Source organism: Cryobacterium inferilacus, assembly GCF_019599185.1.
Lineage (GTDB): Bacteria > Actinomycetota > Actinomycetes > Actinomycetales > Microbacteriaceae > Cryobacterium > Cryobacterium inferilacus.
In genome coordinates, this window is record NZ_JAIEUL010000003.1 from 277,516 (window position 1) to 286,697 (window position 9,182).

At 65.6% G+C, this 9,182-nt stretch carries 15 protein-coding genes and 1 pseudogene; 7 read left to right on the top strand and 9 right to left on the bottom strand.

Annotated elements, in window-relative coordinates; genetic code table 11:
• Positions 1 to 66 precede the first annotated feature (66 nt).
• Positions 67 to 633, bottom strand: a complete 567-nt coding sequence (locus tag K2F54_RS04760) for a TetR/AcrR family transcriptional regulator (protein WP_220604702.1) — start codon at positions 631 to 633, stop codon at positions 67 to 69.
• 67 nt (positions 634 to 700) lie between these two features.
• On the opposite strand from K2F54_RS04760, the gene K2F54_RS04765 reads away from it, so the two are divergent.
• Positions 701 to 1,420 carry an alpha/beta hydrolase gene (locus tag K2F54_RS04765; protein WP_220604703.1) on the top strand — a complete coding sequence of 240 codons (720 nt, stop codon included), beginning with the start codon at positions 701 to 703 and terminating at the stop codon, positions 1,418 to 1,420.
• 9 nt (positions 1,421 to 1,429) lie between these two features.
• A pseudogene (locus K2F54_RS19040) lies at positions 1,430 to 1,534 on the top strand (oxidoreductase); the annotation flags it as partial.
• 17 nt (positions 1,535 to 1,551) lie between these two features.
• Here K2F54_RS19040 and K2F54_RS04770 read toward each other — a convergent pair.
• The 5 genes from K2F54_RS04770 to K2F54_RS04790 form a co-directional block, all read right to left on the bottom strand.
• Positions 1,552 to 1,812 carry a Txe/YoeB family addiction module toxin gene (locus K2F54_RS04770; protein WP_220604704.1) on the bottom strand — a complete coding sequence of 87 codons (261 nt, stop codon included), beginning with the start codon at positions 1,810 to 1,812 and terminating at the stop codon, positions 1,552 to 1,554.
• Positions 1,809 to 2,060, bottom strand: coding sequence for a type II toxin-antitoxin system Phd/YefM family antitoxin (locus tag K2F54_RS04775; protein ID WP_220604705.1), 252 nt, complete (start codon positions 2,058 to 2,060; stop codon positions 1,809 to 1,811). The genes K2F54_RS04770 and K2F54_RS04775 overlap by 4 nt, the downstream gene beginning before the upstream one ends.
• Before the next feature lie 64 nt (positions 2,061 to 2,124).
• Positions 2,125 to 2,865: a phosphotransferase gene (locus K2F54_RS04780; RefSeq protein WP_220604706.1), complete on the bottom strand. Its 741-nt coding sequence runs from the start codon at positions 2,863 to 2,865 to the stop codon at positions 2,125 to 2,127.
• A gap of 17 nt (positions 2,866 to 2,882) precedes the next feature.
• Positions 2,883 to 3,389: a MarR family winged helix-turn-helix transcriptional regulator gene (locus tag K2F54_RS04785; protein WP_220604707.1), complete on the bottom strand. Its 507-nt coding sequence runs from the start codon at positions 3,387 to 3,389 to the stop codon at positions 2,883 to 2,885.
• A 45-nt stretch (positions 3,390 to 3,434) separates the two neighbouring features.
• On the bottom strand, positions 3,435 to 3,980 hold the full coding sequence (locus tag K2F54_RS04790) for a MarR family winged helix-turn-helix transcriptional regulator (RefSeq protein WP_220604708.1): 546 nt from the start codon (positions 3,978 to 3,980) through the stop codon (positions 3,435 to 3,437).
• 163 nt (positions 3,981 to 4,143) lie between these two features.
• Here K2F54_RS04790 and K2F54_RS04795 point away from each other — a divergent pair, with 163 nt between their 5' ends.
• The 3 genes from K2F54_RS04795 to K2F54_RS04805 all read left to right on the top strand — a co-directional run bounded on the left by K2F54_RS04795 (position 4,144) and on the right by K2F54_RS04805 (position 5,169).
• Positions 4,144 to 4,446 carry a hypothetical protein gene (locus tag K2F54_RS04795; protein ID WP_220604709.1) on the top strand — a complete coding sequence of 101 codons (303 nt, stop codon included), beginning with the start codon at positions 4,144 to 4,146 and terminating at the stop codon, positions 4,444 to 4,446.
• A gap of 74 nt (positions 4,447 to 4,520) precedes the next feature.
• On the top strand, positions 4,521 to 4,781 hold the full coding sequence (locus K2F54_RS04800) for a GlsB/YeaQ/YmgE family stress response membrane protein (protein ID WP_220604710.1): 261 nt from the start codon (positions 4,521 to 4,523) through the stop codon (positions 4,779 to 4,781).
• 142 nt (positions 4,782 to 4,923) lie between these two features.
• Positions 4,924 to 5,169: a hypothetical protein gene (locus K2F54_RS04805; RefSeq protein ID WP_220604711.1), complete on the top strand. Its 246-nt coding sequence runs from the start codon at positions 4,924 to 4,926 to the stop codon at positions 5,167 to 5,169.
• A 25-nt stretch (positions 5,170 to 5,194) separates the two neighbouring features.
• On the opposite strand, the gene K2F54_RS04810 is transcribed toward K2F54_RS04805, so the two are convergent.
• Positions 5,195 to 5,695 (bottom strand): DUF6328 family protein, encoded by a 501-nt coding sequence (locus K2F54_RS04810; protein WP_220604712.1) that lies wholly within the window; start codon positions 5,693 to 5,695, stop codon positions 5,195 to 5,197.
• Between the two features lie 276 nt (positions 5,696 to 5,971).
• On the opposite strand from K2F54_RS04810, the gene K2F54_RS19505 reads away from it, so the two are divergent.
• Together K2F54_RS19505 and K2F54_RS04820 are read left to right on the top strand one after the other, a co-directional pair.
• Positions 5,972 to 6,556 carry an ANTAR domain-containing protein gene (locus K2F54_RS19505; protein ID WP_220604713.1) on the top strand — a complete coding sequence of 195 codons (585 nt, stop codon included), beginning with the start codon at positions 5,972 to 5,974 and terminating at the stop codon, positions 6,554 to 6,556.
• A gap of 6 nt (positions 6,557 to 6,562) precedes the next feature.
• Entirely contained in the window at positions 6,563 to 7,318 is a 756-nt protein-coding gene (locus K2F54_RS04820; protein WP_220604714.1) for a GAF and ANTAR domain-containing protein, read from the top strand.
• Between the two features lie 13 nt (positions 7,319 to 7,331).
• Here the strand turns inward: K2F54_RS04820 and K2F54_RS04825 are convergent, their stop codons facing one another.
• Entirely contained in the window at positions 7,332 to 8,678 is a 1,347-nt protein-coding gene (locus K2F54_RS04825; RefSeq protein WP_220604715.1) for a permease prefix domain 1-containing protein, read from the bottom strand.
• The gene (locus K2F54_RS04830) at positions 8,678 to 9,055 is read right to left on the bottom strand and encodes a PadR family transcriptional regulator (RefSeq protein ID WP_220604716.1); all 378 of its coding nucleotides are present in this window, start codon (positions 9,053 to 9,055) and stop codon (positions 8,678 to 8,680) included. The genes K2F54_RS04825 and K2F54_RS04830 overlap by 1 nt, the downstream gene beginning before the upstream one ends.
• Between the last annotated feature and the right edge of the window lie 127 nt (positions 9,056 to 9,182).

Consider the following 9,182-nt stretch of genomic DNA (forward strand, 5'->3'; position numbering starts at 1 on the left):
CTCATCGTAGGCAGCCGGCGGTATCGCCAGCGTATGCATCCCGGACAGCCGGCTGCGGAGGATCGTTCAGTCGCTGATCCCCGATGCACCGGAACCTAGGGTCCCGAGGAATTCACGAAACGCTCGATCGGTTCTCGCGGCGTCTCCGGTCGCTTCTCGATCCATGAGCAGGCCGCGGATCACGGCGAGGACGAGGGTCGCCGACTCCGGACGGCCGATCGTACGCAGGCCCTCTTCCAGCGGCTTCAGCCAGTCGGTCGTGGCTATGCGTCGAAAATCGGGCCAGAGCGACTGTTCCGCGTTCTCGCGAAGCTGGTTGAACATGCGCACAAACGGTTGCCCGTCTGGGCCAGTCATCTCGGCCCAGGCGCGCGCCAAGGTCTCGGTGTAGGCCTCATCGGGCCGGGCGCGCAGCCACTCGGTGAAACTCGACACCTGCCGTTGCCGCGCGCGCCGGAGGATCGCCTGCAAGAGGGCGTCTCTGGTCCCGAAGTGATACAGCAGCATGCGCGCGGACGTGCCGCTGGCTCGTGCGAGAGGATCGAGGCGATCCGGCAACCCGTGCGCCAACGAATAATCGGTGCATCGCTCAAGAATCTCGGTGGCGATTTGCGGTTGCTTGAGCCGACCCATCCCACTCCTTTTCGCGTAATAATCACTACGTCTATCGTTGATAGTACCGACGACAGAGGGAGACAACGTGGAGCTGCTATTTGTTCATGGGGCCCTGGTGCGAGATGGCGAGTGGTGGTGGCAGCCGACAGCTGACCTGTTGCGGAGCAGGACAGGAATTCGGAGCCGTGCCGTTGCGCTGCCATCGTGCGGCGAAACGACACCCGAGGAGGTCACTGGAGGACTCGTGGCTGATGCGGCGGCTCTGCGCGCTGCGCTTGACGACGTAGGACCGGCGATCGTTGTCGGTCATTCCTATGGCGGGACTGTCATCGCTGAGTGCGGTGCGCACCCCGCAATCGAGCACCTCCTCTATGTGTCCTCCTATCTGCCAGACGTCGGACAGGCGCAGGGCATGATCATGAGTGGGGAGCCCGATCCGGTCAGTATCGGTGACAACGGCGATGGCACGTTGAGCGTCGCGGGCTATGACGCCAGCTCGTTCGGCGCACGGTTCCTGCAGGACGTCGACTGCGACACCCAGCGCCACGCCTGGGCGCGCGTGACCAGCCAGGCCGCCAGTGCGTTCATGACGCCGACCAGCTCCGCCGGATGGCGCGGGGTCGATTCGACCTACATCATCTGCGGCCAGGACCGCAGCACGTCGCTGGCCCTCCAACGGCATCATGCCGATAAAGCAACCCGATCCGTCCAGCTCCCCACCGGCCACCACCCGTTCATCACGCGTCCCGACCTGATAGTCGAGCAGATCTCGGCACTGTCGGGCGTCGGCGACAGACGCGGATGACGACCAGCCGAGACGATCGCGTCGATGGTGGCCTACCTCGCAAGCCCGCTCGCATCCGCGACGAACGGGGCGGCGGTTCGAGTCGATGGTGGGGTGCTCACGGGAGTGCTTTAGGCCGAACCGTCGGTTCATTAGGTCCCGTAGTGATAGCGGCAGCCGGCAATGCGAACTTCGTCGCCCTCGACCTTGTAAACCAGACGGTGCTCATCGGTGATGCGCCTGGACCAATAGCCGTGAAAGCCGTGTTTGAGGGGCTCAGGCTTGCCAATGCCTTCGTTCCCGTTTCGAGCCACGTCATGAAGAAGTGCATTGATCCGCTTGAGGATCTTGCGGTCCTGGGCCTGCCACCATTCGTAGTCGGCCCAGGCGTCCTCGTCCCAGACGAACTTCACTCGACCGGATCGTGCTCGGCGCCGCGCCCGGCTTCAAGCCTTTCGATGGATCCGAGAAGTCGTCGTGCGTTCGCCGGGTTCCGGAGCAGGTACGCGGTCTCCTTGAGTGACTCGTACTCGTCCAGGGAGACGATGACCACCGGCTCGTGTCCAGCCCGAGTGATGATGACTTCCTCGCGGTCATCCACGACCGCCGAGAGCGTCGCCGCATAGTTGGCGCGTGATTCTGAATAGGTCATGGTTCGCATTAAGGGCCTCCTGTACGTAATAGTGTACGTCCGGTTCTCGACTTGTGCGTGGCCATTCGAAAGGTCAGCCGGTCCAGGCACCGAGAAACGCGGCGTCGCTGGCGTAGCCGTCGGCTTCGTCGAGCAGGTGCGGCTTGCCCAATTGGTCGGCCTTCAGCCTCGACATGTCGGCGAGGTCGTGCAGCCGGATGATCGCGACCCGCAGCACATCCGCCCAGGTCGCCTCCGACCCGTAGGCGTCGAGGATCAGCTGGGTGCGCCGCCGGGCCCGCTCCATACCGGGCGCGTTCGGCGGGGTCGATCCCGTCAGCGGCACCGCCCGGGTGGCGAAGTAGGCGATGTCCCACAGGCGCGGGCCGGGTGAACACATGTCAAAGTCGATCGCCCCGATGAGACGGCCGTCGGTGAACGCGAGGTTGTGCGGGGCGAAGTCGTTGTGGCAGATCACCTCGCTGGGCACCTTGGCCCGGGACTGCCAGATGCGGTCGTCGAGGGCGAAGCCGATGCTCGCATCGTGCAACTGGCGCAGAAACCGGCCACCCTCGGTGAGCACGCTCTCCGCCCAGACCCACTCCGGCAGCGGATACACCGGAACCTCGCCGTTAATGAAGGTGAGCCGCTCACGGTCGCCCTCCACCCCGAGCGGCCGCGGCGCCCAGGTGACTCCGGCCAGGGCGAGGTACTCCAGGTAGGCGTGCACCGTCGGTGTCCACGGGCCGCCGGTGCGCAGCACGGTGTCGCCGTCCCGGCTCACCTCGTTCATGTTGCCGCCGGCCAGGATGGTGATCGGGTGATCGGGAATCATCCGCTCAGGCTACGCGATCAGGTCGAGGGGCCCGCCAGGTCGACGCCGTCTACTGCGGTGGTCATCGATTCGAGGAACTGCTGGATAAGGGCGGCATCCGCGGGGCTCAACGCCCGAGCCGCGTCGATCATGCGACCGTGCATGGCCCCGAGGGTCTGGCGAACCTCCTCGTCGGAACCCGGCGTGGCGGTGATCATGTTGCTGCGCCTGTTGGTGGGGTGCGGTGTGCGCTGCACGTGGCCGCTCGCGGTCAGCCGGTCCAACAGGGCGGTCACGGATGCGCTCGTCATGCCCAGGTGATCGGCCAGATTGCGCCCGGACACGATGCGCTGCTCGCCCTGCGCCTTGATCAGAAACCGCAGGGCCGCCAGATCCATGGTGCCCATCCGCATGGAGTCCCGGGTGCGCCGGCGCATCGCTTCCTCGGCCAGTCGGTAGTCCAAGAGCGTCGCAATCACTTCGGCGGCATGTGGCGCCCTCACCAGGTCCGACAGGTCCCCCGGTTCGTGAGGAAAGTTCTCCATAGGCCCAGTTTATTACCGGGCCAGAGCCGTTTCGGAGCAGGCTCGCTATGGCGCGGCGGGCGATCCTGCAGGCGGTGCCTCGGCCCCGGAGTGCGTGTCGATCTCGTCGACGGCCGCTTTCATGCTCTGCAGAAAGTCCACGACGACCTTCGCCTGGGCAGGGTCCAGCCGGTTGGCGACCTCAACCATGCGGGCCGGCACGTCGCCGAGCGCGGCCTGAATCTCGGCATCCGTGCTGGCGGTGGGCACCAGGATCAACGCGCGGCGGTCGAACGGGCTGTGTTCTCGCCGCACCTGCCCCGAACGCTCCAGTCGGTCGATCAGCACGGTGGTGGAGGCGCTGGAGATGCCAAGGTATGCGGTCAGCTCCTTGGGTCCCACCGACCGGTCGTCCTGCTTGGCCGTGAGCAGGTAGCGCAAGGCGAGAATGTCGTTCTCGCCGAGTCCCATCGATCGCTGGGTTCTGCTGCGCATGGCCGATTCTGCCGCCCGATACGTGCGCATCGCCTCCAGAACGGCCACGCTCCGCTCGCGCTGGGCGTCGTCGGAGTACCAGTAGTGCGTGTCCGCATCCTGCACCGAATAAGCCATTCACAGAGACTAGTTCATCTAACAAGTTGTCTTCTCAATGGTCAGGAGTCTTACAGGCAGAGCGGGACGGTCGGGAAATGAGTCTTGTTTGCGTTTCGCTTTGCTTCGTGTAATTTATTACTAGACAGCCGAACTAATAGACCAGCTAGCTAAAGGGATAGTGATGACGCTTCTCAGCAACCGACCGGGCACGGACGCCCGAACGACCGACATCGCCTGGTACATGCCGGAGAACAATCTTTGGGTCGCCGCAGCGAACGGTGAGCACGCCGGCTTGGTGGAGTTCATCGACGGGCATTTTGTTGTTCGCAACAGCGTCGGCGAGGCCATTGCCGAAGCCGCCACGATCCCGCACGCCCAGGCCGCACTCGTTCGCTACCTCGACGAACCTGTCGCCGCTCCCGCAGGCATCTTCGCCAAGCGGATGCCGCGCCCGGTCTACCTCCGCACCTCCCTCGCCGCTTAGGCACCCACCTTCTCTATTTCCCGTTCCACCAGCAGTACCCTCACCACCACCCAGAACAGAAAGCAGACACACTCATGGGCTTCTTCGGATTCCTCCTCCTCGGCCTCCTCGCGGGAGCCATCGCCAAGCTCATCCTCCCCGGCAAGAACGGTGGCGGCTGGGTGATCACCCTCGTGCTCGGCGTCGTCGGCGCCCTCCTCGGCGGGTTCCTCGGCAGCCTGCTCTTCAACGCTCCGCTCGAGGACTTCTTCTCCATCCAGACCTGGCTGCTGGCAATCGGCGGATCGATCATCGTTCTGGTGATCTACGGCGCCCTCACCGGCCGCCGCAAGTAGGCAACTCGCACTTGACCGCACAGCACCGGCCCCTCGGGGTCGGTGCTGTGTCAGTTAAGCCGGTCACCCACGGCGACGGTCGGCGAGACTGACCGGGTGAGGCACAATTGACTCCAGGCAGTTCCGGTGATCGGAGGACGATATGACTCGCAATGGTGATACCCAGGATGAACCAATCCAGGACCAGCACTTTCAACCGGACGCCGACAAGGTCGCCGGAATCCTCGTGCAGGAAGAGGCCGACCTGGCCGGCCACGACGAGGCCCAGATTGTGGATGCCCTGCGTCAGCGTTTCGCCGATGCCGGCCAGTCGATCAGCGACGACGACCTGCGGGAGCACGCCCACCGCATCGCCGGCCTCGACCCGAATAAGTTCTCCACCAAATAGCCACCCCGTCAGCACCACCCCGCTGCTAGACGTTTCGGCGAATCCTGCGCGGCATGGCCACCCAAATAGTGAGCACGACGAGCAGGATGAACACCGCGAAGGCGATCCCCCATGCCCGACCGAGTACCAGGTCGAAGATCAGCAAGCCGATGCCGGCGACCGTGAGCGCGACGCCGGCCAGGGTGGCCTGCACGAAATAGTCCGTGAACCGCACGATCCGCTCCTTGGCCCGATGCCGGAACAGCACCCGGTGCAGGCTTACCGGCGCCAGGCCCACCAGGGTGGTGAGGATCGACGAGACGACCAGGACCAGGTAGACGTCACGTTGGAAGGCGTCGAGGTCCTCGAACCGGGACTGGAAGACCGCGGCCAGCAGAAATCCGGTGAGGATCTGCGTCCCGGTCTGAATCACGCGGAGTTCCTGGAGCAACTCGGCCCAGTTGCGGTCCAGGCGTTCGTAGGTTGGTTCCGCGCGGCTGTCGGAGGACGCGTCTGGTTCCTCGGGCACGGCAGGGTGATGGGGCATCGGTGCACCTTTCGTCGGTCGCCGGCACCTGCGTGGCGAACCTGCTCAGACACTACCCATCCCGGGGGCATCCGACTCGGTCAGACCGACGCCACCCGGCGCCCGGCGCGCAGGACTAACGTGTAGGTGTGGCCGGGTTCGTACCGACGTAGGTGCCCGGCCTCGACGTGACAACGCAGACGACTGGTGACGCGGATGAGTGAAGGATCGGGAACGCCACGCCGGGCCGGCGCTCAATTGGCGTCCCCGTTTCTCGAGCTGCTCCCCGTCAGCGGGGTGGCCATTTCGGTTTTCGACCAGAATCGCCGTGCCACCCTCATCCAGGCCACGGACGACACGTCCCGCCGCCTGGAAGAGCTGCAGTTCGACCTGGGTGAGGGTCCCTCGGTCGATGCCTACGCGCGAGCGGAGCTGGTGACGGTTGCAAACCTCACCGATGCCGACCAGTGGCCGGCGTTCCTCGAGGGCGCGGCCGAGTTGACCGTCGGCGCGATCTTCGCCTTTCCCCTCATGCTCGGCGCGGCCTGCACGGGTACGGTCACCTGTTATCGCACCCTCCCCGGCACGCTGGATACCGAGGCCAGCGACCTCGGCGTCTCCCTGTGCCGGGCCATCGCCGGTCCCGCCTTCCGACGAGCGATCGTTCTGGCGGACCGCGAAACGCCCGATAATGAGGAACCCATCGAGTCGCGGCGGGAGATCCACCAGGCGACCGGCATGGTCCTCACCCAATTGGATGTGTCAGCAACAGATGCTTTATCCCGAATTCGGGCCTACGCTTTTTCCAGCGGATACACCGTTCAGGAGATTGCACACGACGTCGTCGGCCGTCGCCTCAATTTCGCACAGCTTCCAGAGTAGGCAGACATGAACGACAACCAACCCGTTGCGGACAGCAACCGTGAAGAACTGATCAACGACGCTTTCGTGCGTGTGGCCAGCACCCTGGTCGACAGCTACGACGTCCTCGACATGCTGTCCACCCTCATGAACACCTGCACTGAACTTCTCAGCGTTCAAGCCGGCGGCATCCTCCTTCTGGACAGCAGCAATGAACTGGAGCTGGTCGCCTCGACCAGCGAAGAAGCCGAACTGGTGGAAATCATGATCGTGGCGGCCGGTGCAGGCCCATGCATCGACTGCTTCGAGACCGGCACGGTGGTCAGCGTCCCCGACATCGAGCGCGACCTCAGGGACTGGCCGCGGTTCCGTCGCACGGCGCTCGAACAGGGCTTCAAGGCCGCCCATGCCACTCCCCTCCGGCTGCACGGCGAGGTCATCGGGGCGATGAACCTGTTGAGCACCACAACCGGCGCGCTCAGCGACCGCGACGCCCAGCTCGCCCAGGCGCTGGCGGATGTGGCGACCGTCGGCATCCTGCACGAACGCAGTCTTCGCCAGCCCGAGATCGTCGCCGCCCAACTACACCTCGCCTTGGACACCAGAATCCTGGTGGAGCAGGCCAAGGGCGTTCTGGCGCAGCTGCGCTCCTGCACCATGTCCGAGGCGTTCGACGCGCTGCGCAGCTACGCCCGCGAGCACAGCGTCACCCTGCGCAGCGCGGCGGAGGGCGTGGTGAACCGCACCATCTCCGTCGACGAGCTCGTGGGCCAGGCCCGCTAGACCGCGCGAGAGGTCAGGCGAACCCGAAGGCCAACGGGAAGACCACGACAACCACCAGGGCCCAGAGCCCGTAGACCGGCAGGTACCGGGTCTGCCAGCGCTCGAGAGCGCTGAAGGGCGTTCTGCCGCGCAGGAATCCGACCGTGAGCCAGGCCGAGCGCACCAGGTGTGCGAGCAGCAGCAGATTGAGCCCGAGGGCGGCGATCTTGTTGGCGCTGAAGCCGAATTCGGTGATGCGGGCCAGCATCGCGGTGAGCATGACGCCGTCTACAGCGAGGGCCACGATCACGAGCGCCAGCTGCAGCATGTCGAACAGGCCGGGCCGGGCCAGGGAGTCACGAGCCGAGATCGAATAGAGCAGCAGGCAGAGCACGAGCACCAGGATGGCGTTCATCAGGATGAGCAGGTCACGGTCCACGGTGCCGAGACCACCGGCGGTGGCCAGAACCGCGAGCAGGGCCAGCAGCATCACGATGGTGAGGGGCGTGAACACCCGGGTGAGGACAGGGGCGATGTTCTCCACGACGTTCTGTTTGGCCTCGACGAGCCAGGCGGCCACAACAAGGGCTCCCGGCACGGCGAACGGCAGAATCCAGCCGCCAAGCACCGGCTCAGGGTCGATGCCCACGACGGCCAGAACGGCGACGGTGAGCGCCACGAGCACGGCCCCGCCGAGGGCGAGCAGCGTGTAGTAGATCGCCAGCTCACCGGTGAACCGCACGAAATCCATCCGTCGGGCATCGGACCGCCAGCGGCCACCGAGGTAGGCGACCCCGACGAGCGCCCAGAGCAGCACCGGTGCGTGCAGTGCGGCGAGCAGCTCGGTGGAGCCGCTCTCGGCGAAGGGGTAGACGTTGAGCAGGACCGCGAGTCCGGCGACCGAGGCGACCAGGGCGGCGAGCACCGGAGCCGTGAGCCGACGCTTCCAGGCGAAGTAACCGGCAAGGAACGGCAGGATCAGCAGCCCGAGGTTGCGGGCCAGGCCGGTGCCGCCCTCGGACCAACTGAAGCCGATCTTGACGGCGACGCCCGCACAGACGGCGACGGCGAGCACCACGGCCAGTTCCCGCCAGGCCGGGGTGCGGGCGTCGCTGTCGTCGGGAACCAGAACGAGCTGCTTCCAGAGCCGATCCGAGTGTTCCCTGGCGAACTCCTGGGAGACGGCGTCGAGGTTGCCCAGTCGCTTGATCGCCACGAGAAAGGCCTCGTCGTGATCGAGACCGGTGGCCAGCAGGTCATCGATCTGCCCGCGCAGGTGGTCCTCGAGCTCATCGACATCGGCCGCCGCAATCGCCTGGCGGCGCTGCACGTATCCGCGCCAGCGATCCACCTGGGCTTCGAGGTCGGCGTCGAGGCCCATCAGGCCCACCCCTCCGCGCCCGTCGCCAACCGGGGTGGAGCCGGCCGGGGCGCGTCCTGCCAGACCTGACGCAGGGCATCCGCCATCACGGTCCACTGCGCCTGCCGTTCGGCCAACTGCTCACGGCCCGCGTCGGTGATGGCGTAGTGCTTACGACGGCGACCGACCTCCGACGTGGCCCAGAGCGAGGTGACGTAGCCCAGCCGCTCCAAGCGGTGCAGCAACGGGTAGAGCATGCCGTCTGTCCACTGCAGGCTGCCGCCGGAGAGCTCGCCGACCCGTTTGAGAATGGCGTACCCGTAGAGGTCACCGTCCAGCAGGATCCCCAGCACGAGCGGGGTCGCTGCGGCGGCAACCAGGTCTTTCTCGATGCGCACGGCGCCTCCTTGGTGGTCAGGGATTTGTGATCATGAGCGTCTCTACCTAGAGCTGCTAGGTATGGAACCCTAGCACCTCTAGGTATAACACCGGAATGGGCGGGACAGCGAGCACCTCCGTGTGGCA